This window comes from Lysobacter antibioticus HS124 (assembly GCF_000336385.2).
Taxonomy (GTDB): Bacteria; Pseudomonadota; Gammaproteobacteria; order Xanthomonadales; family Xanthomonadaceae; genus Lysobacter; species Lysobacter firmicutimachus.
The window spans coordinates 20,014-44,829 of sequence record NZ_HG424442.1; the positions used below are offsets into that span (position 1 = coordinate 20,014).

At 69.5% G+C, this 24,816-nt stretch carries 23 protein-coding genes; 9 read left to right on the forward strand and 14 right to left on the reverse strand.

From position 1 onward, the window contains the following. Positions 1–71: 71 nt before the first annotated feature. Both TX83_RS00470 and TX83_RS00475 read right to left on the reverse strand, forming a co-directional pair. Positions 72–584 carry a hypothetical protein gene (locus TX83_RS00470; protein ID WP_141233293.1) on the reverse strand — a complete coding sequence of 171 codons (513 nt, stop codon included), beginning with the start codon at positions 582–584 and terminating at the stop codon, positions 72–74. A gap of 53 nt (positions 585–637) precedes the next feature. After that, positions 638–3,496, reverse strand: a complete 2,859-nt coding sequence (locus TX83_RS00475; RefSeq protein WP_141233294.1) for a hypothetical protein — start codon at positions 3,494–3,496, stop codon at positions 638–640. 728 nt (positions 3,497–4,224) lie between these two features. Here TX83_RS00475 and TX83_RS00480 point away from each other — a divergent pair. From TX83_RS00480 to TX83_RS00490, 3 genes are all read left to right on the forward strand, one after another. Continuing rightward, a complete protein-coding gene (locus TX83_RS00480; protein ID WP_064745940.1) occupies positions 4,225–4,410 on the forward strand; it encodes a hypothetical protein in 186 nt (61 codons plus the stop codon). A 215-nt stretch (positions 4,411–4,625) separates the two neighbouring features. After that, the gene (locus tag TX83_RS00485; RefSeq protein WP_064745941.1) at positions 4,626–5,078 is read left to right on the forward strand and encodes a hotdog fold thioesterase; all 453 of its coding nucleotides are present in this window, start codon (positions 4,626–4,628) and stop codon (positions 5,076–5,078) included. Between the two features lie 64 nt (positions 5,079–5,142). Further along, entirely contained in the window at positions 5,143–6,198 is a 1,056-nt protein-coding gene (locus TX83_RS00490; protein WP_064745942.1) for a LacI family DNA-binding transcriptional regulator, read from the forward strand. A 152-nt stretch (positions 6,199–6,350) separates the two neighbouring features. Here the strand turns inward: TX83_RS00490 and eda are convergent, their stop codons facing one another. The 5 genes from eda to zwf form a co-directional block, all read right to left on the reverse strand. Further along, positions 6,351–6,995, reverse strand: a complete 645-nt coding sequence (gene eda / locus TX83_RS00495; protein WP_064745943.1) for a bifunctional 4-hydroxy-2-oxoglutarate aldolase/2-dehydro-3-deoxy-phosphogluconate aldolase — start codon at positions 6,993–6,995, stop codon at positions 6,351–6,353. A gap of 32 nt (positions 6,996–7,027) precedes the next feature. Next, complete coding sequence (locus TX83_RS00500) at positions 7,028–7,708, reverse strand: HAD family hydrolase (RefSeq protein ID WP_064745944.1); 681 nt, start codon at positions 7,706–7,708, stop codon at positions 7,028–7,030. Between the two features lie 54 nt (positions 7,709–7,762). Further along, positions 7,763–9,595 carry a phosphogluconate dehydratase gene (gene edd / locus TX83_RS00505; RefSeq protein WP_064745946.1) on the reverse strand — a complete coding sequence of 611 codons (1,833 nt, stop codon included), beginning with the start codon at positions 9,593–9,595 and terminating at the stop codon, positions 7,763–7,765. Positions 9,596–9,928: 333 nt separating this feature from the next. Next, positions 9,929–10,684, reverse strand: a complete 756-nt coding sequence (gene pgl / locus TX83_RS00510) for a 6-phosphogluconolactonase (protein WP_186442479.1) — start codon at positions 10,682–10,684, stop codon at positions 9,929–9,931. Then, positions 10,668–12,185, reverse strand: a complete 1,518-nt coding sequence (gene zwf / locus TX83_RS00515) for a glucose-6-phosphate dehydrogenase (protein ID WP_064745948.1) — start codon at positions 12,183–12,185, stop codon at positions 10,668–10,670. Before zwf ends, pgl begins: the two co-directional genes overlap by 17 nt. Positions 12,186–12,335: 150 nt before the next feature. Between zwf and TX83_RS00520 the strand changes: the two genes are divergently transcribed. From TX83_RS00520 to nagA, 3 genes are read left to right on the forward strand one after another with little or no spacing between them, the layout of a single operon-like run. After that, entirely contained in the window at positions 12,336–13,088 is a 753-nt protein-coding gene (locus TX83_RS00520; RefSeq protein WP_064745950.1) for a GntR family transcriptional regulator, read from the forward strand. 35 nt (positions 13,089–13,123) lie between these two features. Then, the gene (locus tag TX83_RS00525) at positions 13,124–14,134 is read left to right on the forward strand and encodes an SIS domain-containing protein (protein WP_064745981.1); all 1,011 of its coding nucleotides are present in this window, start codon (positions 13,124–13,126) and stop codon (positions 14,132–14,134) included. A 10-nt stretch (positions 14,135–14,144) separates the two neighbouring features. Continuing rightward, complete coding sequence (nagA, locus tag TX83_RS00530) at positions 14,145–15,278, forward strand: N-acetylglucosamine-6-phosphate deacetylase (RefSeq protein WP_064745952.1); 1,134 nt, start codon at positions 14,145–14,147, stop codon at positions 15,276–15,278. A gap of 13 nt (positions 15,279–15,291) precedes the next feature. On the opposite strand, the gene TX83_RS00535 is transcribed toward nagA, so the two are convergent. The 4 genes from TX83_RS00535 to TX83_RS00550 form a co-directional block, all read right to left on the reverse strand. Then, positions 15,292–15,630: a hypothetical protein gene (locus TX83_RS00535; protein ID WP_075574913.1), complete on the reverse strand. Its 339-nt coding sequence runs from the start codon at positions 15,628–15,630 to the stop codon at positions 15,292–15,294. A gap of 44 nt (positions 15,631–15,674) precedes the next feature. Then, positions 15,675–15,971: a cyclic-phosphate processing receiver domain-containing protein gene (locus tag TX83_RS00540; RefSeq protein ID WP_064745956.1), complete on the reverse strand. Its 297-nt coding sequence runs from the start codon at positions 15,969–15,971 to the stop codon at positions 15,675–15,677. Positions 15,972–16,178: 207 nt separating this feature from the next. Beyond that, positions 16,179–16,766, reverse strand: a complete 588-nt coding sequence (locus tag TX83_RS00545) for a GNAT family N-acetyltransferase (RefSeq protein ID WP_261369968.1) — start codon at positions 16,764–16,766, stop codon at positions 16,179–16,181. Between the two features lie 34 nt (positions 16,767–16,800). After that, positions 16,801–17,166 (reverse strand): hypothetical protein, encoded by a 366-nt coding sequence (locus TX83_RS00550; RefSeq protein WP_064745958.1) that lies wholly within the window; start codon positions 17,164–17,166, stop codon positions 16,801–16,803. Between the two features lie 335 nt (positions 17,167–17,501). On the opposite strand from TX83_RS00550, the gene TX83_RS00555 reads away from it, so the two are divergent. Next, positions 17,502–21,197, forward strand: a complete 3,696-nt coding sequence (locus TX83_RS00555; RefSeq protein WP_064745959.1) for an indolepyruvate ferredoxin oxidoreductase family protein — start codon at positions 17,502–17,504, stop codon at positions 21,195–21,197. A 67-nt stretch (positions 21,198–21,264) separates the two neighbouring features. Here TX83_RS00555 and TX83_RS00560 read toward each other — a convergent pair whose 3' ends face one another. The 3 genes from TX83_RS00560 to TX83_RS00570 are packed head-to-tail and all read right to left on the reverse strand — an operon-like array spanning position 21,265 to position 22,860. Continuing rightward, entirely contained in the window at positions 21,265–21,507 is a 243-nt protein-coding gene (locus TX83_RS00560; RefSeq protein WP_064745960.1) for a hypothetical protein, read from the reverse strand. A gap of 23 nt (positions 21,508–21,530) precedes the next feature. After that, positions 21,531–22,286, reverse strand: coding sequence for an anti-sigma factor family protein (locus TX83_RS00565; protein ID WP_064745961.1), 756 nt, complete (start codon positions 22,284–22,286; stop codon positions 21,531–21,533). A gap of 58 nt (positions 22,287–22,344) precedes the next feature. Next, positions 22,345–22,860 carry a sigma-70 family RNA polymerase sigma factor gene (locus TX83_RS00570; RefSeq protein ID WP_064745962.1) on the reverse strand — a complete coding sequence of 172 codons (516 nt, stop codon included), beginning with the start codon at positions 22,858–22,860 and terminating at the stop codon, positions 22,345–22,347. A gap of 273 nt (positions 22,861–23,133) precedes the next feature. Between TX83_RS00570 and TX83_RS00575 the strand changes: the two genes are divergently transcribed. Together TX83_RS00575 and TX83_RS00580 are read left to right on the forward strand one after the other, a co-directional pair. Beyond that, entirely contained in the window at positions 23,134–24,210 is a 1,077-nt protein-coding gene (locus TX83_RS00575; protein WP_064745963.1) for a catalase family peroxidase, read from the forward strand. Next, positions 24,207–24,779: a cytochrome b gene (locus tag TX83_RS00580; RefSeq protein ID WP_064745964.1), complete on the forward strand. Its 573-nt coding sequence runs from the start codon at positions 24,207–24,209 to the stop codon at positions 24,777–24,779. The genes TX83_RS00575 and TX83_RS00580 overlap by 4 nt, the downstream gene beginning before the upstream one ends. Positions 24,780–24,816: the final 37 nt, after the last annotated feature.

Here is a 24,816-nt window from a genome sequence, read left to right on the forward strand (position 1 = left end):
CGGGGCGCGAGCGCAGCCGCTTCGAACGCAAGGACGCGCCCCGGGCATGGCCCGGGGTCCGCCGCCGGGCGCTACCTCCGCCCGGGGTCGCGTTCGACGATCGTGCCCGGGGGAAGATCGGGCCGAGCCGGGCCGTCGTCGGTGATCACCCAGTAGCGGCCGTCCCTCTGCTTTTCGATACGCGCCCTGGGAATGTTGGAGCGGACGCTTTCGGCCGGCGTCGGCGCAACCCTGGGACCGAACCGCTCGCGGGCCACGTAGGCCATGCGTTCGGCTTCCGGCAGCGTTTCGGGATCGGCCGGCGCGATCGGTTCCTCGGCGGCAGCGCGCGCCGGCGTTCCCGGGTCGTGGTCGGTCAGGTGCCGGTTCAGCAGTTCCTGGTCGCGCACCTCGGACCGCCCCGCGCGCTCGGATCCATCGCCGCTGCGCTGCGCTCCCGGGACGGACGCCGAGCCGGTGGCCGATCGGGTGGCGTCTTGCCCGAACCACCCCGCGAGCTTGCCCCGCAGCGGCTCGCAAGCCACCAAGAGCAACCCTCCGAACAGCGCCGCCAGCGCGGCGCCCCAGACCCATTTCGCTTGCATGATTCGCTGCCTCATTGGTAGGCAGCGCCCCGTCGCCGGGGCGCTGCGCGCGATCACTCCACCAGCTTGCCGGGATTTTCCCGTACGAACTGCTCCTTGGCGCTGCGCATGCCCTGCGAGAACGGCGCCTCGTACATGTTGCGCAAACCGCCCGCGTAGTAGTCGTTCGCCGTAGCGTACGCGCCCGCTCGCTTGCGGTCGTTGAGGTAATCGAGCTGCGCCGGGTCCTTGTCGATCAGATACTTGTAGATGCTGGTATTGATGTCGTAAACGCAGCCGCCGCGGTTCTTGCAGTACGCGCTGTCGTCGTGCAGGACGCCCGCCCGCCAGATTTCCGTCGTCGACTTCGCCGACACCGTGCCGTAGGCGGCATGGGCCAGGAACGAGATCGGGCGGCCGGTGGCCTTGGTGGTGAGATACCGGCTATCGGCCAGCCGGTCCAGATCTTCGTTCAGGTACGTCTGCACGACTTCCGCCAGGCCTTCGGTGATCGCCGTGCTCGGCCAACCGTTGTTGCCCGCGTGACTCAGGAACAAACTCTTGCGATCCAACTCGTGCGCCATTTCGTGCCCAAGCTCCCAAGGGACGTACATCCCGGCGCGGTAGGACGGATTGTCGGCGAAGGCATAGATCCAGAAGGCTCGGTTCAAGCCCGCCTCCGACCGGTCGGACACCTCGCCGTACGAGGTGCCGCCTGCGAACGTCGCGTTCTGGTGATATTCGTTGAAATCGATGATCCCTTCGACGAACGGCGAGAAGCTTTCCTGCCAGTTGTAGGAGTTCGCGGTTACGTAGAAATCGCCGGCGCGATAGTTATGGCCGTTCTTCTCCGATTCGCTCCAGCGGTTCCGCAACACCTTCTTGTAGAAGTGCTCGTGCGCCAGATCGAACTCTTTGACGATCCGATCCATGATGTAGGTAGATGAAGCTGCGACCAAATCGCTCGGCTTCTGCGCCCAGACGCGCCAATCGTAGCCGCCGCGGTTGTAGGTGAACTTGACGTCGAAGTAATAGTCGTCTGCGCCCGCCCGGTCCCGATAGGGCCGGCACATGCTGTATTGCTCGCAGCCCCCCAGCAGACCGGTCTTGCTCAGTACGTAGCTCAAGGCCATGACCATGCCCTTGTGCCGCGTCTTGCCGGCGAGGATCGCGTTGCTGACCGTGGCGGTGATCGGCTTGATCCGATCCCTCCACCAGGCCAGCAGCACGTCGTACTGGAGAGCGGCCTGGTAGCGCGAGGAGAACTGGTACGTACCGTAGGCCTCCATCAGCTCGCGCATCAGTGCGGCCTGCGCCCCGCCCGATTGGTAAGGACTCTCGGACAGGATCGCGCTGTTGGCGGCGTCGAACGCCGCGCCGTAGGTGTTGTAGAAGGCGTTGCGCAACGTCGATTCGTTGCGGATCCGTTCGGCGGCCACCTGCCCCCTCGTCGTCCGGCATTGGTACTTGAACTTGCCGATGCTGACTTCGGATTGGCTGTAGCTGCCCCGGCTGTCGGTGACCAGCAGGGTTCCGTCGCTATTGCGATACACCGGAAGCCCTTGCAGCAGCTGGACGTCGAACATGGTCAGGGGATATTCGACCGCATCGATCCCGCTGCCGGCGTTGAGCTTGAAGGTCGCCGAATAGGTGTAGCTGCCGTTGCGCGCGTCCGTAGCCTGCAGATAGACCTTCTGCGGCAGGCCGCCAGGCGTGGTGCCATAGCTGGTGTTGGTGGCGATATTGCGCTTGTCCTTGGCGTCGTAGTACCCGGCCGAGCCCACGCTGAGGCTCAACGGAAAGTACAACGGGTTGTCGCCGACGGACTTCGGCGTGTAGTTGGGCTTATAGACGATCTCGAACTGCACGCTGTCGCAATGCGGCGCGACCGCATTCACCTCGACGTTCGGGTTCTGGTAGCTCTGATCGTAGGCCCGGTTCGACATGCTGAAGCTGACCCAGCTCCCGGTCGAAATCGCTTGTCGATAGCCCTTATCCGTGCCTGCGGCGAACGCGACGTCGACCCGGTCGTCCGCGCCCGGCAGGGCGCCGGAGTCGGTCTTGCGCTTCGGGTAGCGCACTTCGGTGGTGAACGGCTGGGCGTTGTGCGCCAGCTTGGTCGAGAACAGGCTGTTGCGCAGCACGTTCATCAGATAGCCGGGCAAGCGGCTCATGAACGCGTTGGCGTTGAGGTATTCGTGCGCCCGATGTCCCGGCGCGTCGGCCGGAACGAACAAGGACACATAGTTGTTCATGTACTTCAGACGCTCGATCACCGCCTGGGTGGTGGTGATCAGATAGTCCTTGCGCGCGGCGTCGTAGGGCAGCGTATCGGCGCCGTCGGCGAACAACAGGGCGATGTTGCGGACCAGTTCGCTGTTGGTCGCGGTGGGGAAGTTCGCCGGCGCGTCGCTGTTGAACGCGTAGATGGAGCGGTTCGGCGTGCCCGAGCTGTAGACCAGCACGTCCATGGCGGCCTGGATCTTCTCGATCAGCCAGCTCGGCTGGCTCGAGATGGGCCGGTCGATCGGCTGGTTGACCAGCCCCATGCGCAGGAACGCCACCAGGCTGTTGAGCTCGTTGAGCTTGGAATCGAACGCATCGGCGTCGCCGCTCAGGCCCGGCAGCTCCCGCGCTTTGCCGGCGATCGCGTCCGCGACCCAGTACAGGTGGTCCGCGGTATAGACGTCGCTGGCCGAAACCTGGCCCGCGCCCATCCCCACATTCGAATTGATGCAGACGATTCCGCCGCTGAAATTCATCTGCGCCACCTTGGCGGCGAAGTTGGAATCGTTCCAGAACTTGGCGACGTTGTTTTCCGGACGACTGCATGTGTCGTCGCGCGGATTGCTTACCGCAGCCGCGGTCGCTGCCGCCGGAACGGCCCCCGCCGCCATCAGCAACAACGCCAATGAACCACTTTTCGCTCGCATGATCGAACCCCTGTTGGCGAGGCCCCGGGCGTGGCCCGGTCTCGGATACGTGGAGAAACGCGTTTTGGGCACATGCGGTAGCCGGATCCGCTATCCGTTTCGGAGCCTCCCCCCGGCTGGGTGGCACAGCCGGTTCCGATGCCGCGGCGACACGCCCAAGCGCGGATCGAGCGTCGGCCGGCGCACCCGGGCCGGGCTCCGACGTTCGACTGCGCGCTCAGGGCCTCGCTCGACGGCGTCCGTCGATCCTGCGTTCCCCGGGACGATGTTCCGCTCCGGGGCCTTCGAGCCCGATCCCATTAGGGCAGACCTGCGCGCAAAATCGTATACGGAATACTCTTAGATGCCGGACCGGGCACAGCCCTCGTCCGACGCGGCCTGATGCGGGCCCAAACGGCCCGGAGGGCTCGGCACAGGGGCGAAAGGCAGCGGGCGGGGGGCGTCGCAGGCGGCCCGGGTGCAGCGGCCGCGCGCCCAGGCGGTCACATTTTCCGCCCTTGCTAGGTCTTCAGTCATAGGCGCGGCGATGCAACCAAGCCGCTCCAGCAGACATCTCTATCTACGAACCCTGGCAGGTGCGCCGCACCCGCCGCCCGGTCCGGCCCCCCGTTCAGGATCTCGCCGAAAGGACCATGACTTACGGCACGGGTGGGAACTACGTTAGGTGTTGTACTTTACCAATACACCGAAGCACTACGACTCCACAACACGAGGAAGAGGAAACCGCCATGAACGCTCTGACCACCAACCGCACCGCCACCACGACCGCCCCGACCAACGCCAAGACCGCCGCTCCGGTCCGCCACCTGCACCGCCAGCGCGATTTCGGCGTCGGCTACGGCAACAGCAGCGGCTACGCCAGCAACCGCAGCTACACCAGCAACTGGGTCCAGCCGCGCTTCCGCTTCGCCTGATCGCCGGTCGCCGACCATGGACCGGCCGATCGCAGCAATACCCCTGCCCCTTTCACCCCGACCCGGATCGGCGCGCCCTCGCAGTCACTGCCCGGCGCGCCGAATCCGGGCTTCTTGATCCACCGCGCGGGTTCCGCGCCGCTGCCGTTTCCGTCGCAACGCGTTCCGCCGCATCGCGGCTGGCCGGGCCCCGCCCGCGCCGCTATCGTGGCGCGATGAACGCCCCCGACTCCGCTTCCGCCGCGCGCCCTGTGTTCCGCGGCACCACCACCGTCGACGACCTCAATCGGCTTTCGCGCAACACCGCGATGGAACCGCTCGGCATCGTCTTCACCGAAATCGGCCCCGACTACGTGCGCGGCACCATGCCGGTCGACGCCCGAACCCACCAGCCCTACGGCCTGCTGCACGGCGGCGCCTCGGTCCTGCTCGCCGAAACCCTGGGCAGCAGCGCCGGCAACCTGTGCTGCCCCGAGGGCAAGGTCTGCGTCGGCATCGAGATCAACGCCAACCATGTGCGCGGCGTGCGCCGCGGCCTGGTCACCGGCACCGCGCGGCCGCTGCACATCGGCGGCAGCACCCAGGTGTGGGAGATCCGTATCGAAGACGAGGCCGGCCGCCTGGCCTGCATCTCGCGCCTGACCCTGGCCGTGGTACCCAAGGTCTGAGCCGGCGAGTAGGCTAGACCTCCGACGGCGCCGTCCGCGCCGGCCGCGCCGCCGCAGGAGCCCCGTGCGCCGACCCACCATCAAAGACGTCGCCGAACTCGCCCAGGTCTCGCTGAAGACCGTCTCGCGGGTCATCAACGACGAATCCGGCGTCCGCGCGCGCACCCGCGCGCGGGTGCACGAGGCCATCGCCGAGCTCGACTACCGGCCCGACCCCTCGGCGCGCAGTCTGCGCAGCGCTCAGCCGTATGCGCTGGGCGTGGTCTACGACAATCCGAACCCGTACTACATCATCAGCGTGCAGAACGGCGTGCTCGCCGCTTGCCGCGAGACCGGCTACGGACTGCAGATCCATCCCTGCGATTCGTCCTCGCCGCTGTTGGCCGCCGACCTGATCGACCTGGTCCAGGGCGCGCGTCTGGCCGGGCTGGTGCTGGCGCCGCCGATGTCCGAGCGCATGGAGCTGGTCAGCGAACTGGTCGCGCACGGCATCAAGCTGGTGCGCATCGTGTCCGCCGCCGAGGACCCCAAGGACGGCTCGCCCTGCGTCTGGGTCGACGACCGCGACGCCGCCTACGACATCACCGAGCACCTGATCCAGCTCGGCCACCAGCGCATCGGCTTCCTGTGGGGCGGCAAATCGCACCGCTCCAGCTGGGAGCGCTACAAGGGCTATGCGCAGGCGCTGGCCGACTACGGCATCGGCGAGGACGAAAACCTGGTCCTGCCGGGCGACTATTCCTTCGACGACGGTTTCCGCGGCGCGCGCCGCCTGTTCGCCCTGCCGGACCGGCCGACCGCGATCTTCGGCAGCAACGACGAGATCGCCGCCGGCGTGCTGGCGGCGGCCAAATCCTCGGGCATGCACGTGCCCTACGACCTGTCGATCGCCGGCTTCGAGGACAGCCCGTTCTCCAAGCAGTCCTGGCCGACGTTGACCACGGCGCGGCAGGCCACCGAAGAAATCGCCCGGCATGCAGCGTACCGGCTGATCGCCGAGCTGCGCCGCGAGACCGACCAGCCGGTGGAAGCGCCGGCCAACGAGGGCTTCAGCCCGATCCTGGTGGTGCGCGGCTCGACCGCGCCGCCGCGGCCGGCCGGGGGCCCCGGGGGCGCCTGAGCCGGCGCAGCGGTCGGAACCGGAACCGGTCGTCGCGCGCCCTCACCCCGTCCCTCTCCCGCAGGCGGGAGAGGGAGACCGGCCGGCTTCGCCGCAATTTCCCCGGGCGGCGCATCCGTCCCCTCTCCCATACGCGAGAGAGGAAAACACACTCACTTCAACGCCGCCGCCTCGCGCGCCAGCGCTTCGATCTTGGTCCAATCGCCGGCCTGCACCGCCGCCGCCGGCGCCACCCAGGAGCCGCCGACGCAGGGCACGTTCTTCAACGCCAGATACTCGCCGGCGTTGTGCGCGCCGATCCCGCCGGTGGCGCAGAAGCGCAGCTCGGGCAGGGGCCCGCCGATGCCCTTGAGCGCGGTCGCGCCGCCGATCGATTCGGCCGGGAAGAACTTGAGCTGGGTGTACCCCTGCTCCAACAATGCCATCGCTTCCGAGGCGGTGGCCGCGCCGGGCAGCCACGGCAGGTCGATGTCGCGCGCGGCGGCGAGCAGGCCCGGCGAACTGCCCGGCGACACCGCGAAAGTCGCGCCGGCCTTCAACGCGTCGGTGAAATCCGACGGCCGGCGCACGCTGCCGACGCCGACCGCAGCGCCTTCGACTTCGGCCGCGATCGCGCGCACCGCGTCCAGCGCCACCGGCGTGCGCAAGGTGACTTCGATCGCCGGCAAGCCGCCGGCGACCAGGGCGCGCGCCAGCGGCACGGCATCCTTCACGTCCTCGATCACCAACACCGGCACCACCGGCGCCAGCGCCAATACCGCGCCGACGCGCTTTTGCAGATCCTGGATCGAACTCATGGATTGAAACTCCGGATTCACGGGCGCCGCGCTTACGGACGCGCAGCCACTTCGTCGATGTGCTTGAGCAGGTCGGCCGGGTCCTCGTAGACCCGGAACGCGCCGGCGCGCTCGAGTTCTTCCTGGCCGTAACCGCCCGACAGCAACCCCACGCCGAGCGCACGCGCGCGGCGCGCGGCGAGCAGGTCCCAGATGCTGTCGCCGACCACCACCGAATGCTCGATGTCGGCGCCGACCTGGTCGGCCGCGGCCAGGAACAGGTCCGGGTCGGGCTTGGCGTGCTTGACCATGTCGCGGGTGATCACCACCGAACGCTCCGGATCGACGCCGAGCGCGACCAGATTATGGCGCGCGGTCTCCATCCGGCCGCTGGTCGCGATCGCCCAAGGAATGCCGTTGTCGCTCAGATACGCCAGCAGCTCGACCGCGCCCGGCAGCGGCCGGATCTGGGTCGCCTGCGCGGCGTAAGCCTGCGCATGCAGACGGTGCAGGCGCTCGACCCGCTCCGGGGTGATGTCGATCCCGGTCTCGCGCAGCAGGATGTTGGTGAACAAGCCGCCGCTCATGCCGATCTTGCGGTGGATGCGCCACACCGACAGCGGAATGCCGTCGGCGTCGAGCGCGTGCTTCCACGCCAGCACATGCTGGTAAACGCTGTCGACGAGCGTGCCGTCGAGGTCGAACAGGAAGGTGGTACGTACGGGGGCGGGCATGGGCGGCCGGGATTGGGGATGAGGGGATTCGGGATTCAGGACTCGAGCGGGCGATCAAAGCGGCAGCGGCGGAAACACGCCGGCGCCCTGATCGGCCGGTGCGGCGTAGCCGCGGAAGGCGGCGAACAGTTCGCGGCCGAAACCGACATGGTGCGCCGACAGGTCGACCGTGGCGTGCTCGCGCGTCGCCCAGTCGCCCGGTTCGACCACGCTCAGCGTGCCGGCGACCGCATCCACCCGCACCACGTCGCCGTCGCGCAGCTTGGCCAGCGGGCCGCCGGCGCTGGCTTCGGGGGTGACGTGGATCGCCGCCGGCACCTGCCCCGACGCGCCGGACATGCGCCCGTCGGTGACCAGGGCGACGCGGTGGCCGCGCTTCTGCAGCACGGTCAGGGTCGGGGTGAGCTGGTGCAGTTCGGGCATGCCGTTGGCGCGCGGGCCCTGGAAGCGCACCACCACGACCACGTCGCGGTCGAGTTCGCCGCGTTCGAAGGCTTGCTTGACCTCGTGCTGCTCGGCGAACACCCGGCACGGCGCCTGCACCGTCCAACGGTCTTCCGGCACCGCCGAGACCTTGATCGCGGCGGTGCCGAGATTGCCGTTCAGCACGCGCAGGCCGCCGTCGGCGCGGAACGGCTCGGCGACCGGGCGCAGCACCGCGGTGTCGGCGCTGGCCGGCGCCGAGGGCACATAAGCGACCGTGCCGTCGTCGGCCAATCGCGCTTCGACCCGGTAGCGCGCCAGGCCCGGGCCGGCGACGGTTTCGACGTCGCCGTGCAACAGGCCGTGGTCGAGCAGTTCGCCGATCAGGAAGGCCAGCCCGCCGGCGGCGTGGAAATGGTTCACGTCGGCGCTGCCGTTCGGATACACCCGTGCCAGCAGCGGAATCGCCGAGGACAGCGCGTCGAAGTCTTCCAGACGCAATTCGATGCCGGCCGCCGCCGCCATCGCGATCAGGTGCAGCAGGTGGTTGGTCGAACCGCCGGTGGCGTGCAGGCCGATCACGCCGTTGACGATCGCGCGCTCGTCGACGATCCGGCCGATCGGGCGGTAGTCGTCGCCCAGCGCGGTGATCTGCGCGGCGCGCTGCGCCGCCTGCGCGGTCAGCGCATCGCGCAGCGGCGTATTGGGATGGACGAAGCTCGAACCCGGCAGGTGCAGGCCCATCATCTCCATCAACATCTGGTTGGAGTTGGCGGTGCCGTAGAAAGTGCAGGTGCCGGGGCCGTGGTAGCTGCGCGCCTCGGCCTCGAGCAGTTCCTCGCGGCTGGCCTCGCCGGTGGCGTAGCGCTGGCGCACGCGCGACTTCTCGTCGTTGGGCAGGCCCGAGGTCATCGGCCCAGCCGGCACGAAGATGCCCGGCAAGTGGCCGTACTGCAGCGCGCCGATCAGCAGGCCGGGCACGATCTTGTCGCACACGCCCAGGTACAGCGCCGCATCGAACATGTCGTGCGACAGCGCGATCGCGGTCGACATCGCGATCACATCGCGCGAGAACAGCGACAGCTCCATGCCTTCGCGGCCCTGGGTGACGCCGTCGCACATCGCCGGCACGCCGCCGGCGACCTGGGCGGTGGCGCCGCAATCGCGCGCCGCGGTCTTGATCAGTTCGGGAAAGCGCTCCAGCGGCTGATGCGCGGAGAGCATGTCGTTGTAGGAATTGACGATGCCCAGGTTGGGCGCGACGCCGCTGCGCAGCGCCTGCTTGTCGCCGACCGTGCAGGCGGCGAAGCCGTGGGCCAGATTGCCGCAGGACAGACGCCGCCGGTGCGGACCGCTGCCGCTGGCCGCCTCGATGCGGGCCAGATAGGCGGTCCGGCGCGCTCGGCTGCGTTCGACGATGCGTTGCGTGACTTGCGCGACTACGGGGTGCAGTTGGGTATTCACGGGTACTCGGTCAATGCCAGGCGCTGGCGGAAGAAGCCGGACGATCCTCTCTCCAGCGACAGAGGCCGACCGGTTCCCCCTTCGAAAAGGAGGTAGGGGGGATGTGCTCTTCCTACACCTTCCGCAGAAGCAAAGGCAAAAGCAAATCCCCCCACGCCCGCGAAGCGGGCGCTGCCCCTTTCGTCGAAAGGGGCGACAGCAAAAGCCGTAACTTGGGAGGGGAGGGAGTCAGGGCTTGGCTGTCTTGGGCGCCCAAGCTGTGGCGGGCGCCAAGGAGTCCGAGATTAGGGATTCGGGATTAGGGATTGGCAGAGCAGAGCGGACGGCTCTCGCTCACGGGCTCCAGTAAAGGGTCGGGGGGTGCGGGGCGCCCAGCAGCACGGAACGGATCGGCAGGTTGTTGCGCGGGTCGCGCTGGGCGTTGTCGAGCACCGCGCGCTTCTTCTCGCCTTCGATGTGCAGGTACAGCGCCGGCGCGGTGAAGATCGCGCTCAGGGTCAGGGTCATGCGCGGCTCCGGCATGGCCTCGGTGCGGATCGCCATCACCGGCGCGCGGCCGCGCGGCTGCAGGCCGATTTCGCGCAGCGCCGGGTTGTCGCGGCCCAGGTCCGGAAACAGCGAGGCGACATGGCCGTCGTCGCCCATGCCGAGCACCGCGACGTCCAGCGGCAGGCCTTCGTTGGCGATCTTGGTCAGCACCGGCATCAGCGCCGCTTCCGGCGTCTCGGTCGGCCGGTACAGCGGCAGCAGGCGCGCCGCGACGGCGTTGTGCTGCAACAGGTGTTCGCGCAGCAGGCGTTCGTTCGAACGCGGATGCTCCGGCGGCAACCAGCGTTCGTCGATCGGCAGCACGGTGACCCGCGCCCAGTCCAGGGTCTGGGTCGACAATGCCTGGAAGAAGCGCTTGGGCGTGTTGCCGCCGGACAGGGCGATGCAGGCCTCGCCGTGGCGAGCCAGGGCACCGCGCAGGTCGGCGGCGACCTGGCGCGCCAGCGCCTGGGCCAGGTGTTCGCCGTCGTCGAACAGGCGTTCGTGCAGCGGCAGCGGCAAGGGTTCGATCACTTTCAGTCGCTCAGCCTGCATCTTCATGCCAGGTCCTCCCATCGCGTTCGATCAAGGCCACCGCGGCGCTCGGGCCCCAGCTGCCGGCGGTGTACGGACGCGCCGCGTCGGCGCTCGCCGCCCAGGCGGCGCGGATCGGGTCGATCCATTTCCAGGCCGCGTCGACTTCGTCGCGGCGCATGAACAACATCGGGTTGCCGCGCACCACGTCCATCAACAGGCGCTCGTAGGCGTCGGCCTGGCGCCCGCCGAACGCGGCGGCGAAGCTCATGTCCAGCGGCACGTGGCGCAGGCGCAGGCCGCCGGGGCCCGGCACCTTGTTCATCAGCCACAGCTTCACGCCTTCGTCGGGCTGCAGACGCAGCACCAGCTTGTTCGGCGCCAGGCGGCTGGACGGGTCCTGCTCGGTCAGGTCTTCGAAGATCGAATGCGGCACCTGGCGGAAGGTGACCACGATCTCCGAGACGCGCTCGGCCAGGCGCTTGCCGGTGCGCAGGTAGAACGGCACCCCGGCCCAGCGCCAGTTCTTCACTTCGGCTTTGAGCGCGACGAAGGTTTCGGTCAGCGACTGCGCGCCGAGTTCCTGCGCATAGCCCGGCACCGCGCGGCCTTCGACCGCGCCGGCCTTGTACTGGCCGCGCACGGTCAATTGCGCGGCGTTGCCGTTCTCGATCGGGCGCAGCGCGCGCAGCACCTTCAGCTTCTCGTCGCGGATCGCGTCGGCGGCGAGCGAGGACGGCGGTTCCATCGCCACCAGGCACAGCAACTGCAGCAGATGGTTCTGGACCATGTCGCGCAACGCCCCGGACTTGTCGTAGTACGGCGCGCGCGATTCCACGCCGACGGTTTCGGCGACGGTGATCTGCACGTGGTCGATGTGCTCGGCCTTCCACAGCGGCTCGAACAGCGCATTGCCGAAGCGCAGCGCAGTCAGGTTCTGCACCGTCTCTTTGCCGAGGTAGTGGTCGATGCGGAAGATCTGGGTTTCGGCGAACACCCGCGCCAGCGCGTCGTTGATGGTGTCGGCGCTGCGGCCGTCCTTGCCCAGCGGCTTCTCCACCACCACCCGCGTCTTCGGGTTGACCAGGCCGTGCGACTGCAGGCGGTCGCCGACCACGCCGAACAGGTCCGGGCCGACCGCGAGATAGAACACCCGCACGCGTTCCTGGTCGGGAAACTCGGCCGCGAACTCCGGCCAGCCGGCATCGGAACTCAGGTCCAGGCGGCGGTAATGCAGCAGCGCCAGGAAACCGTCCAAGGCCTCGCCCTGCTGCGCCTGCTCGCCGGCGAAGCTGCGCAGCGCGTCGCGGACCTTGCCGCGGTAGTCCTCGTCGCTGCGCTCGTCGCGGGCGATGCCGACCAGGCGGGTGCCGGCGACGATCTGGCCGTCGACATAGCGATGGAACAGCGCCGGCAGCAGCTTGCGCAGGGCCAGGTCGCCGGTGCCGCCGAAGATCACCAGATCGAACGGGGCCAGCGGCGCCGAATGCGGGGCCTGGGAGGGGGACGGCACGGAGTAGACGCTCATGGTCGGGCTCGGACTGGTCTGGGTGAAACCATACCAGCAAAGATACCAGTAAGATACCACTCCGACAAATTAACCATAATTCAACCATTTAGACGCGACTTACGCGCCTTTGTTGCCGCCATTGGTCTTGCACTGGTATCTTTTCACACTATGCAGCCCTACCTGCTCGACGAGTTCCGCCGGCAGTCCGACGCGCGACGCGCGCCGGCCTACCAGCACCTGCGCCGGACCCTGCAGCACGCGATCGAGAACGGCGAGCTGACCGCCGGCCAGGCCCTGCCCGGCGAGCGCGAGCTCGGCAAATGGCTGGACCTGTCGCGGGTCACCGTGCGCAAGGCCATCGCCGGCCTGGTCGCCGACGGCCTGCTGGTGCAGCGCCAGGGCGCCGGCACCTTCGTCGCCGAGCGCATCGTCAAATCGTTCTCGCGCCTGACCAGCTTCACCGACGACCTGCGCGCGCGCGGCCTCGATCCGCGTTCGACCTTCCTCGAGCGCGGCGTCGGCGAGGTCACGCCGGAAGAAGCGATGGCGCTGAACCTGTCGCCGGGTGCGCAGGTGATCCGCTACTACCGCCTGCGCACCGCCGACGGCGTGGCGCTCGCGCTCGAGCGCACGGTGGTTCCCGCATCGGTGCTGACCACGCCCGACATGGTCGAGAACTCGCTGTACGAAGCCTTCGCCAAGCTCGGCATCCGCCCCAGCCGCGCCCTGCAGCGGCTGCGCGCGATCGCCTTCGACGCCGAGCAGGCGCGGCTGATGAACCTGCCCGAAGGCGCGCCCGGATTGTTCATCGAACGCCGCACCTTCCTCGACGACGGCCGCGTCGTCGAATTCACCCGGTCCTTCTACCGCGGCGACGCCTACGACTTCGTCGCCGAACTACAGAGCGAAACCACGCCGTGACCACCCAGACCCTGCTCGACCCGACCGGTACCCGCATGTACGCCGAGGCGCAGGAGGCCGGCGACGCAGTCGCGCGCCAGTTCCAAGCCAATGCCGACCTCGTCGACGATCTGGTCGACCGTCTGCGCCAGCGCCCGCCGCGCTTCATCGTCACCTGCGCGCGCGGCAGCTCGGACCACGCCGCCACTTACGGCAAGTACCTGTTCGAAACCCAGCTCGGCCTGGTCACCGCCTCGGCCTCGCCCTCGGTGGGCTCGGTCTATGCGGTCAAGCCGCAGCTGCAGGACGCGCTGTTCGTCGCCGTCTCGCAGTCGGGCAAGAGCCCGGACCTGGTGCGCAACGCCGAGATCGCCAAAGCCGCCGGCGCCCACGTCGTCGCCCTGGTCAACGTGACCGATTCGCCGCTGGCCCAGATCGCCGACACCGTGCTCGGCCTGCACGCCGGGCCGGAGACCAGCGTGGCGGCGACCAAGAGTTACCTGTGTTCGCTGGCCGCGCTGCTGCAGCTGACCGCGCGCTGGAGCCACGAGGCGCGCCTGTTCGACGCCGTGCACGCCCTGCCCGACGCGCTGCGCGAGGCCTCGCGCCAGGACTGGTCGGCGCTGGTCGACGGCCTGGTCGATGCGCGCAATCTGTTCGTGATCGGCCGCGGCCTCGGCCTCGGCGCGGCCCAGGAAGCGGCGCTCAAGTTCAAGGAAACCTGCGGCCTGCACGCCGAGGCGTTCAGCAGCGCCGAGGTCAAGCACGGGCCGATGGCGATCGTCGGCCCGGGCTTCCCGGTGCTGGCCTTCGCCCAGGACGACGGCACCGGCGACGGCACGGTCGCGGTGGCGCGCGAATTCCGCCAGCGCGGCGCGCCGGTATGGCTGGCCGCGCCGGGCATCCACGGCGGCGACAGCCTGCCGCTGGCGCGCTCGCTGCATCCGGCGATGACGCCGCTGATCACCGTGGCCAGCTTCTACAAAGCGGTGAACGCCTTGTCCGTGGCGCGCGGGCACAACCCGGACCTGCCGCCGCATCTCAACAAAGTCACCGAAACGGTTTGAGGACGCTGCCATGACGGCCACCGCCTTCGTCAACGGCCGCGTGCTCGGCGAGCGCGGCTTCGAATCCGACCTCAGCGTGATCGTCGAGGAAGGCCACATCGTCGCGGTGCTGCCCGGCCCCGCGCCGCGCAGCGCCGACACGATCGACCTGCGCGGCCGCTATCTGGTGCCCGGCTTCATCGACACCCAGGTCAACGGCGGCGGCGACGTGCTGTTCAACGACCAGCCGACGGTCGAAGGCGTGCGCCGCATCGCCCAGGCGCACCGCAAGTTCGGCACCACCGGCCTGCTGCCGACCCTGATCAGCGACGACGTCGCGGTGATGCGCGACGCGATCGGCGCAGTGCGCGAGGCCATGCACCAAGGCCTGCCCGGCGTGCTCGGCATCCATCTGGAAGGCCCTTACCTGGCGCAGGCGCGCAAAGGCGTGCACGACCCGGACAAGTTCCACACCCCGGGCGAGGACGAACTGGAGCTGGTCGCCTCGCTCGGCATCGGCAAGACCGTGCTGACCCTGGCCCCGGAACGTTTCGACGACGCCGTCCTGCAGGCCCTGGCCGCGCGCGGCGTGCTGGTCTGCGCCGGCCACACCGCCGCCGATTACCAACGCCTGCGCTCGGCCTTCGCCCACGGCGTGCGCGGCGTGACCCATCTGTTCAACGCCATGACCCCGCTCGGCAGCCGCGAGCCCGGCGGCGTCGGCGCCTGCATCGACGACCCGGACAGCTGGTGCGGGGTGATCGTCGACGGCGAACACGTGCACGACGCCTCGCTGCGCATCGCCATCGCCGCCAAGCCGCGCGGCAAGATCATGCTGGTCACCGACGCGATGCCGCCGGTCGGCGGCGAGCGGGAGGACTTCGTCCTCTACGGCCAGACCATGACCTGCCGCGACGGCAAGTGCAGCACCGCCGAGGGCACCCTGGCCGGCTCCGCGCTGGACATGGCCAGCGCGGTGCGCAACAGCGTGCGCCGGCTCGGCCTGCCGCTGGACGAAGCCTGCCGCATGGCCTCGGCCTACCCGGCCGACTTCCTCGGCCTGGGCGACGAGTTGGGCCGGATCGCGCCGGGCTACCGCGCCGACCTGGTCGCGCTGGACGAGGACCTGCAGGTGACCGGGACCTGGATCGGCGGCTTGCCTTGAGCGCTGCCGGGCGCTAGATCCGTTCCGGCGCGGCTTCGGCGCCGAGCAGGATCGGGTTGAACACCTCCAGCACGGTCGCGAAGCCGACCGGCCGCGCGCCCTCGCTGATATCCAGGCGGCGTCCGACCCAGAGCGTGCCCGGGTAGTGTTCGGGCGTCAGCAGCCACACTTCAGCCTCGGCGGATTCCCCGGTCAGGACTTCGGTCGCATCGAGAAAACGATGCTGAGCGGACGTGTGGTAATCCGGCCGGATGCGGTAGTGCGGCCGGTAGCCGTCGAGCACGCGCCTACGCCGGCCGTCCGCGCCAAGCCCGGTCAGTTCGAAGCGCACGCGGGCATCGGCGGCGCGCATTGGGTACAACACTTGGGTCATGGGACTCGGGTCATGGATTCGGTTCAGGGGATCCGCGCCAGGTGCTCGATCACGGCGATACCCGCCTGCATCCGCAACCGCGCCGACGGATTGGCCGAATGCACGCGGATCGACGGCGGCACGAACCCGTCCAGGGCGACCGCCTCCTCGATCCAGGCGATCACGTCGTAGCCGGTGCCGCGCGCGTCGTCGCCGAGGTCGTGATCCAGGCTGATCTCGGTCACCCCGCCCTGGCGCAGCAGGGCGATGGCCTCATCGGGCCAGTACACCCGCACCCCGCCCTCGGGCGTGGAGCGTTCGTCGTCGAGATAGACACGCATGACGGCAATCTAGTCGATGCGGCCGGCGCGCCGCCAGGAGCGCGGCTCACGGTACCCTTGTAGGAGCGGCGTGAGCCGCGACCACCGAAGCGGTGAGATACCACGCCATTCGCCGAAATCCGGGAAGGGCAAATCGCAGCCGCAGGTCCGAATTTCGCCGAAATATGCTTACGTCCACCTCTTCGGTGGTCGCGGCTCACGCCGCTCCTACAGGGGACTAGCGCGCCAGTCTCGACGTAGCAGGCCGTACAGGGCGGTGTCGGAGACTTCGCCGGCGACGATCCAGCGCTCGCGCAGCAGGCCTTCGCGGACGAAGCCCAGACGCTCCAGGCAACGCACCGAGGCGCGGTTGCGCGGGTCGGTGTCGGCCTCGACCCGGTGCAGGTCGAGCGCGTCGAAGCCGTAGTCGAGCAGGGCGCGCAGCGCTTCGCCCATGTAGCCCTGCGACCAGGCCGCGGCGGCGAGCACGTAGCCCAGTTCGGCGCGACGGTTCTGCGCGTCGAGCTGGAACAGGGTGCAGTAGCCGATCAGGCGGCCGTCGCGCTCGAGGCCCAGGCGCAGGTACTGCCCGGCCGCCATCGCCTCGCGGTCGCGTGCGATCAGCGCCCGCGCCTGGTCGATCGCCTTCCACGGCGGCGAACTCCAGTAGCGCATCACCTGCGGATCGGAGCAGATCGCCAGCAAGGCCGCCCCATCGCCAGGCCGCAATGGCCGCAGCGACAGGCGCGGGGTGGTCAGGACGACGGAATCGAAGGCGGCCATGCGCGCATGGTAGCTGCGCCCGGGATCGGGCATAGCGGATCAGGCAACGCGCCGTCGCTGCCGGCGCTCAGCCCGCGCGCGGCGTCCCGCAACTCGCGCAAAAGCTCGCGCGCTGCGTGCGCAGGGGCTTGCCGCAGTGGGCGCAGGGCGGGCCGATCTCGCTGAGCCGATGGTGATCGATCGCATAGGCCTCGAAGAAATTGCAGTCCGGGTCGACCACCGGATAGCCCACCAGGCTCTGGTAGAAGTCCGCGACGACTTCGATGAGGCTCTTCGCCGGCTGCGGCAAGCGCCGGCCGGCGGCGTCGCGGCTGCCTTCGCGCTTGAAATCGCGAACATAGTCTTCGACCAGCGCCCGGTACCGCGCCCACTCGGCTTCGTCGAGCATCGGCACCACGCGCTTGCATCGCCAGCAATACAGGTCCTGGGTCACGCCTCCTCCTCGGCGTCGTACATCGCGCAGGCTGCGAGGCCGAACCGGACCGGCGCGCTCGCGCCGCCGTGCCCGTCGCCGCCTCGCCAGCGCGGCCGCGAATCATGGCATCCACGCAACCGAAAGCGCAGGCCCGGCAATGCGCTTCGGTACGGACGTCGCATTCAGCCAACGCCCGCCGCCCCCGTCGGGCGCCCCGGCGTCGCCTGGCGGCCCGATTCGGCACAAAGGCTATAATTCCGAGTCTTTGTTCGGGCCTCGGCGCGCCACCGCCGTCCCGCCGGACGCCGCCCCGCCCCGCCAGCCAACCCGCGGCACCGCCGCGAGAGCCCGCCATGACCAGCACCGCAGAACTCAGCTCGCCGTCCTCGGCGAACACCGAACTGACCAACTCCGTACTCGATCCGGATTACACCCTGGAGCACAAGTACACCCGTCAGGAAGGCCGCATCTATCTGTCCGGCGTGCAGGCGCTGGTGCGCCTGCCGCTGATGCAGCGGCTGCGCGACCAGGCCGCGGGGCTGAACACCGCCGGCTTCATCTCCGGCTACCGCGGCTCGCCGCTGGGCGGCTTCGACCTGGAACTGTGGCGCGCGCGCAAGCATCTGGAGGCGGCCGGGGTGAAGTTCACCCCGGGCCTCAACGAGGACCTGGGCGCGACCATGGTCTGGGGCACCCAGCAGACCAACCTGTTCCCGGGCGCCAAGGTCGAAGGCGTGTACGGCATGTGGTACGGCAAGGGCCCGGGCGTGGACCGCACCGGCGACGTGTTCAAGCACGCCAACGCCGCCGGCACCAGCAAGTACGGCGGCGTGCTGGCGCTGGCCGCCGACGACCACGCCTGCCGCTCCTCGACCCTGCCGCACGGCTCGGAGGGCGAGTTCACCAGCGCGATGATGCCGATCCTCAATCCGGCCGGGGTGCAGGACATCCTCGACATGGGCCTGATCGGCTGGGCGATGTCGCGCTATACCGGCCGCTGGGTCGGCTTCAAGACCATCGCCGAGACGGTCGAATCCTCGGCCTCGGTCGACGTCAATCCGCTGGCGCTGCAGATCGTCACCCCCGACGACTTCGTGATGCCGCCGGGCGGCCTCAATATCCGTTGGCCGGACCCGCCGATGGACCAGGAGATGCGCCTGCACCAGTACGCGGTCAAGGCCGCGCAGGCGTTCGCGCGCGCGAACCGGATCGACCGCATCGTGATCGATTCGCCGAACCCGCGCCTGGGCATCATCACCACCGGCAAGAGCTACCTCGACGTGTTGCAGGCGCTGGAGTACCTGGGCCTGGACGCGCGCGCCTGCGCCGACCTCGGCATCCGCGTGTACAAGGTCGGCATGACCTGGCCGCTGGAGCCGGTCGGCCTGCGCGCATTCGCGCGCGGCCTGGACGACATCGTCGTGGTCGAGGAGAAGCACGCCTTCATCGAAAGCCAGATGAAGGAGTCGATGTACAACTGGGACGAGGGCCGCCGGCCGTCGATCGTCGGCAAGTACGACGAGAACGGCGAGTGGATCCTGCCCTCGACCGGCGAACTGACCCCTGCGCGCATCGCCGGCGTGATCGCGCGCCGCATCCAGCGCTTCCACAACTCCGAGCAGATGCAGAACGTGCTGCGCTGGATGGAGGAGAAGGAAAGCGAACTGGCGCTGCCGCGCGCCGCGTTCCCGCGCGTGCCGCACTACTGCTCGGGCTGCCCACACAACACCTCCACGGTGGTGCCGGAAGGCTCGCGCGCGCTCGGCGGCATCGGTTGCCATTACATGGTCACCTGGATGGACCGCGCCACCGACACCTTCACCCAGATGGGCGGCGAAGGCGTGACCTGGTGCGGGCAGTCGGCGTTCACCGAGACCGAGCACGTATTCCAGAACCTCGGCGACGGCACCTATTTCCACAGCGGCTCGCTGGCGATCCGCCAGTCGGTCGCCGCCGGCGTCAACATCACCTACAAGATCCTCTACAACGACGCGGTGGCGATGACCGGCGGCCAGCCGGTCGACGGCACCCTGTCGGTGCCGCAGATCGCCCACCAGGTGCGCTCCGAAGGCGTGCACACGATCGTCCTGCTGTCCGACGACATCGGCAAGTGGAACCGACGCGAGCTGTTCCCCAGCGACGTCGAATTCCACGACCGCAAGGAACTCGACGCGATCCAGAAGCGCCTGCGCGAAACCAAGGGCGTCAGCGTCCTCATCTACGACCAGACCTGCGCCACCGAGAAGCGCCGCCGGCGCAAGCGCGGCAAGATGGTCGACCCGCAGAAGCGGGTCATGGTCAACACCCTGGTCTGCGAAGGCTGCGGCGACTGCGGCAAGAAGTCGTTCTGCGTCTCGGTGTTGCCGAAGGAAACCGAGTTCGGCCGCAAGCGCGAGATCGACCAGTCGAACTGCAACAAGGACTATTCCTGCGTGAATGGTTTTTGTCCCAGCTTCGTCACCGTCGAGGGCGGCGGGCTGAAGAAGAAGAAGGGTTCCTCGGCCAAGGACCGTTTGTCCGATCTGCCGATGCCGGTCCTGCCGTCGCTGGACCAGCCCTGGAACATCCTCATCACCGGCGTCGGCGGCACCGGCGTGGTCACCATCGGCGCCCTGCTCGGCATGGCCGGCCACCTGGAAGGCAAGGGCGCCAGCGTGCTCGACCAGACCGGCCTGGCGCAGAAGGGCGGCGCGGTGACCACCCACATCCGCATCGCCAAGACCCCGCACGACATCCACGCCGTGCGCATCGCCGCCGGCGAGGCCGACCTGGTGCTGGGCTGCGACATGGTCGTGGTCAACGACTACTGGGCGCTGTCGAAGATCCGCGCCGGCCGCAGTCAGGTCGTGCTCAACAGCTACGAGGCGATGCCGGGCACCTTCACCACCCGTCCGGACATGCAGTTCCCGGCCACCGACATCGTCGCCGCGATCAAGCTCGCGCTCGGCGACCAGGACCCGCACCTGGTCGACGCGACCCAGCTCGCCACCGCCCTGCTCGGCGACGCCATCGCCGCCAACCTGTTCATCCTGGGCTACGCCTGGCAGCGCGCGCTGGTGCCGATCGCCTTCGACGCGCTGATGCGCGCGATCGAGCTCAACGGCGCGGCAATCGAGATGAACAAGACCGCCTTCGCCTGGGGCCGCCTGGCCGCGATCGATCCGCTGGCGGTGGCCGAAGCCGCCGGCGTCACCCGCAAGGTGCCGACCGCCGCCGAAGCCACCCCGCACGATCTGCCGCACCTCAAGCCCGGCGAGTGGGAGGGCAACGAATGGGGCGCGACCTCGGCGCCGCGCGCGACCCGCAACGAGGACGAGCTGCGCCACGTGCCGGCGAAGGCCGCCGACGGCGACGGCGTCGCCTTCCTGCCGCTCGACGACCTGCGCCTGTCGCGCTCGCTCGACGAACTGATCGCGCGCCGCGTCGCCTTCCTCACCGACTACCAGGACGCCGCCTACGCCAAGCGCTACAGCGATTTCGTCGCCAAGGTGCGCGAGGCCGAGCAGGTCAAGGCGCCGGGCTCGACCGATCTGGCCGAGGCGGTGGCGCGCTACTTCTTCAAGCTGATGGCCTACAAGGACGAGTACGAAGTCGCGCGCCTGTACACCAGCGGCGAGTTCCAGCGCCGCCTGCAGCAGCAGTTCGACGGCGACTACAAGCTCAAGTTCCACCTCGCTCCGCCGCTGTTGGCGAAGAAGGACGCGCAGGGCCGGCTGATCAAGCAGGAGTTCGGTCCCTGGGTGTTCACCGCGTTCAAGTGGCTGGCCAAGCTGCGCAAGCTGCGCGGCGGCACCTTCGACCTCTTCGGCTACACCGAAGAGCGCAAGATGGAGCGCCGCCTGATCGCCGACTACGAGAAGACCGTCGGCGACCTGCTGTCGTCGCTGGACGGCGGCAACGTCGACCTGGCCGCGGAAATCGCCAGCATCCCCGAGCACATCCGCGGCTACGGCCACGTCAAGGAAGACCACCTGCACAAGGCCAAGGCGCGCGAGGCGGAGCTGCTGAAGGAATTCCGCAATCCGCTGCGGATCGTGCAGGCAGCGTAAGCCCGCAGGCAGCGAAAAAGCCCCGCTCGCGGGGCTTTTTCTTTGGCCGCCGGACGCGCGCGATGCCTCAGGCGTTGAAGCGGCGGCCGATCTCGTCCGCCAGCGCCTGCACTTTGGCCGACTCGGTCGGCATCTGCGGTTGGTGTTGCGAGGCGCGGACCAGCGCGACCCGGGCCAGTTCCAGCGCCGGGTCTTGATACTGCGCGATCGTGAAGCGGCGCCAGTCCTGCTGCGTCGCCGAGCCTTCCGCCAGCGAGCGCAAAAACGTTTCGAACGCGTCGCGCGTTTCCGGGGTGTGCGCAGAGATCATCGTCGTGGCCTTGGCTGAATGCGTCAGATGGCGCCGGCGAGCGCCCGCCTGACGACCGCCGCCGACGCTCCGTCGCTCACCATTGCATAGTTGTACGCGCCGCGCGACCAATACTGGGCCAGCAGGCCGCCGTCGCGGCGGTCGCCGCGCGGCAGCAGGTAATGGCGCGGGCCCGGCGGGCGGATGTAGAAGCTGATCGCCGCGCCGGCCGGCCCCTGGTAAAGCACCAGCGCCGCGGGGCCCTGGTCGGTGGCGAGGGCGCGCGCGCCGACCGGGCGATAGCCCGCGGCACTCAGATCGGGCAGGCGCATGGGTTCGCGGAAATTCGCATCCAGCCACGACTGCACCTCGCCGCCGGCCGCGTCGGTGCGCAGATCGCGGCGCGCAGCGAACAATCGGTGTGCGGCGATCGCGTCGGCCATCGGCGCGGCCGCGATCATCGACCGCGGCGCAGGGCGGCTCCATTCGCGCGCTTGCCAGCCGCCGATGCCGCCCACGCCGAGGCTCAGCAGCACCGACGCGGCGACCGCGTAGCGCGCGCTGCGCCTGCGCGCGAGACCGTTGCGCAGGCGCGCGGGGTCGAGCATGGGCTCGGGGGGCGGCACGGCGCCGGCGAGTCCGGCGCGCAGTTGCTGCGCGTCGCGTTGCCAGGCCTGCAGTTCGGCCAGGCGCTCGGGTTGGCGCGCCAGCCAGGCCTCGACCTCGGCGCGGCGCTCGGGGTCCAGGCGCCCGTCGATGTAGGCGTGCAGGTCGTGTTCGTCGGGGGCTTGGGGCGTCATACGGAACTCGCAAACGGAAGCAGAGCGCGGCGGCGCGGGTTACGGCGGGACGGGATGGTCATTTCAACAGCCTCAACGGCGGCGCCGCGGTCTCGCCTTCGCTGAGCCGGCGCAGCGCCTGTCGCGCGCGCGACAGGCGCGACATCACCGTGCCGATCGGAACCTCGAGGATGTCGGCCACCTCCTGATAGCTCAGTCCTTCGACCGACACCCACAGCAGCAGGCTGCGTTGCTCCACCGGCAACTGCTGCAACGCTTCCAGCGCCGAACGCGCCATGAACTCGCGTTCGGCCGAGGGCTGGCTTTCCGTCGCGCCCAGCCCGATCCGCGCCAGCAGGCCGGCGTAGCGCTGGGCGCGGCGCTGGCCGTCGAGGAATTGGCGATACAGGATCGAGAACAGCCACGGCCGCAGCGCGGCTTCGTCGCGGCGCTGGCCCCAGCCGGCGATCGCGCGTTCGAGCGCGCTCTGGACCAGGTCGTCGGCGGCGTGCGGGTCGCGCGCCAGCCAACGCGCGAAGCGTCGCAGCGAGGGCAGCTGTTCGCGCAAGGCCTGATCGAGTTCGTGCGGGGACATGGGCGCAGGGCCGGTTCGGAAGGGATTCGTCCGTAGGACGCCGCCGAGCGCAGTGTATTCCCGCGGCGCTCGCCGCGCCGGCGACGTCCGCGTTCGCGACCGGCCGACGGCGCGGGGATCGAAGCGTCGCCGACGGCGGCGACGCGGCCGCGGCTTGCGCCGCCCCTACCGGGGCCGCGTCGCGCCTGGCCAATCCCCGCGCATCCCCGATCCCGGCGGGAATAAACCGCGCCCGTACGCGTCCTACCCGGTATCGCAGCCACGGCCTTCGCCATGAACCAGCCCCTCGCCCCGCCCCGACCGCCCTTCCCCTTCGCCCGCTGGGCCCTGATCGCGCTCGCGGTCGGCGGCCTCGGCACCGCTTTCGCCTACGTCGCCGGCCCGCTCGACCCGCAGCGGCTGACGCCGCATCGCCTGGTCGACCGGTTGCAGGCCAACGGCGGCACGCATCCGGGCTATCGCCGCAATCACGCCAAGGGCGTGTGCGTGATCGGCCGCTTCGACAGCAGCGGCGCGGCGGCGCCCTACTCGCGCGCCGCGCTGTTCGCGGCCGGCGCGCGCACGCCGCTGGTCGGCCGCTTCGCCCTGCCCGGGGGCAACCCCTACGCGCCCGACGGCGGCGTGCCGATCCGCAGCTTCGCCCTGCGCCTGACCCAGGCCGACGGCCAACAGTGGCGGACCGGCATGAACAACATGCCGGTGTTTCCGGTGGCCACGCCGCAGGCTTTCTTCGAACAGTTGCAGGCCACCGCGCCCGATCCGGCCACCGGCAAGCCCGATCCGGCCCGGCAGAAGGCGTTCTTCCAGGCGCACCCGGAAACCGCCGCGTTCCGCGCCTGGATCAAGGACCAACGTCCGTCGGCCAGCTACGCGACCGAACCCTACTACGGCCTCAACGCGTTCTATTTCGTCGCCGCCGACGGCGCGCGCCACGCGGTGCGCTGGCAGGTCGAACCGGACAACGGCGCGGCCGCCGCGCCGCTGGGCGCGCAGGACGTCGACGCGCTCGCCGGCGAGCTCGAGCGCCGTCTGGCGCGAGGGCCGCTGCGCTGGCGCCTGTGGGCGACCTTGGCCGCGCCCGGCGATCCGATCGACGACGCCACCCGCCCCTGGCCCGCGCAACGCCAACGGATCGACGCCGGCACAGTGGTGATCGAACGCGCCCAGGACCAGGACAGCGGCGAATGCCGCGACATCAATTACGACCCGCTGGTGCTGCCCGACGGCATCGTCGCCTCGGCCGATCCGCTGCTGCCGGCGCGCTCGGCCGCCTATGCCGAGTCCTATCGCCGCCGCACCCTCGAGGAAGCGCGCGCCGGCGGCCGTCCGCCCAAGGAGAGCGCACGATGAACCGCGACGAGACGATGTTCTGGTGGCCGGCGCGCGTGCTGCACTGGCTGATGGCGATCATGATCCTGGCCATGCTGTTCGTCGGCGCGGGCATGGTGGCGAGCGTGTCGGAGCGGCACGCCTGGCTGTTGGCGCTGCACAAGCCGCTGGGGATCGCGATCCTGGCGCTGGCGGTGTTGCGCCTGGCGCTGCGGCTGTGGCGCCGGCCGCCGCCGTTGCCGCGCGAACTCGGCGCGGCGCAACGGCTGGCGGCGCAGGCTTCGCACTGGCTGCTGTACGCATTGATGCTGGCGATGCCGCTGATCGGCTGGGCGATGCTGTCGGCCGGCGGGTACCCGGTCGAGCTCGGCGGCGGCTGGCGGCTGCCGCCGATCGCGCCGTTCGACCCGAGCGGGTTCGCGACGCTGCGTTGGCTGCATCGGACTCTGGCCTATGCGCTGTTCGCGCTGGTGCTGCTGCACCTCGGCGCGGCCCTGCATCACGGACTGATCCGACGCGACGGGGTGTTGCGCAGCATGTTGTGGCGACGCCGCGATGCCGTCGCGGCAGCCGAAGGCGATGCGGATTGAAAGATCGCGCTCGCGCAGCGCGGGACGCTCCCGCGAG